Genomic DNA, 1,054 nt, shown 5'->3' with positions numbered 1-1,054 from the left:
CTAGAGCAGGATGATTTCAGGCTGAATCGATTTTGGATTCCCAAATCGGAATTGTTCTGATTCAACATGCTGGCTGGAGGAGGTCAGCATGGATGGGACGAGCCTATTCGACTGATTTGCGTGAGCGGGTTGTTGGGGCGGTGATCGAAGGTGGCCTGTCGTGCCATCAGGCGGCGGCGCAATTTGGAGTCGGGATCAGTACGGCCATTCTGTGGGTTCAGCGGTTCCGCCGGACCGGCAGCGTGGAGCCGGACAAGATCGGCGGCTACAAGCCGCGCAAGATCGCGGGCGCCCATGAAGATTGGCTGCTGCGGCGGTGCCGTGAAGCGGACTTCACGCTGCGCGGCCTGGTCGCCGAGCTTGGCGAGCGCGGCTTGAAGGTGGATTATCGGTCGGTGTGGGAGTTCGTCCACCGCGCCAAGCTCAGTCACAAAAAAAGACGCTGATCGCCGCGGAGCAAAGCCGTCCGGACGTTGCCCGGCGTCGCACGCAATGGTGCAAATATCGCGGTCGGATCGATCCTGGCCGACTGGTCTTCATCGACGAGACCTGGACCAAGACCAACATGGCGCCACTGCGGGGATGGGCGCCGCGCGGACAGCGGCTCAAGGCCAGCGTACCGCACGCTCACTGGCAGACGTTGACCTTTCTGGCCGCCCTACGCTGCGACGGCGTCACCGCGCCATGGCTACTTGAGGGGCCGATCAACGGCGAAAGCTTCCGCCTCTACGTCGAGAGCATTCTCGTCCCAACACTCCGGCCGGGCGACATCGTCATCATGGACAATCTCGGTTCGCACAAGGGACACCCCGTACGCACCGCCATCCGTGCCGCCGGCGCCCGGCTGCTGTTCCTGCCGAAATACTCCCCCGACCTGAACCCGATCGAGCAGTTCTTCGCAAAGCTCAAGCATTGGCTCCGCAAAGCCGCACAGAGGACCGCAGACGCCGTCTCGGCAGCGATCGGCGAGATCCTTAAAGCCACTCCACCAACCGAATGCTCAAACTACTTCACCAATGCTGGCTACGATCAAACGTAAAATCATCCCGCTCTA

1 protein-coding gene is annotated in these 1,054 nt (G+C 61.5%); it reads left to right on the top strand.

The genetic code is table 11. The annotated features are described in order from the left end of the window. Nucleotides 1-92 precede the first annotated feature (92 nt). Nucleotides 93-1,039, top strand: a protein-coding gene (locus tag DNX69_RS23850) for an IS630 family transposase (RefSeq protein ID WP_110788501.1) whose coding sequence is annotated in 2 segments (ribosomal slippage) — nt 93-431 and nt 434-1,039 — 945 coding nt in all. Because the reading frame shifts where the segments join, the coding sequence is not laid out codon by codon here. Nucleotides 1,040-1,054 lie beyond the last annotated feature (15 nt).

It is taken from the genome of Rhodopseudomonas palustris (assembly GCF_003226555.1).
Classification (GTDB): Bacteria; Pseudomonadota; Alphaproteobacteria; order Rhizobiales; family Xanthobacteraceae; genus Rhodopseudomonas; species Rhodopseudomonas palustris_I.
The sequence above is the reverse complement of the archived record's forward strand: the minus strand, read 5'-3'. Positions and strand labels throughout refer to the sequence as shown.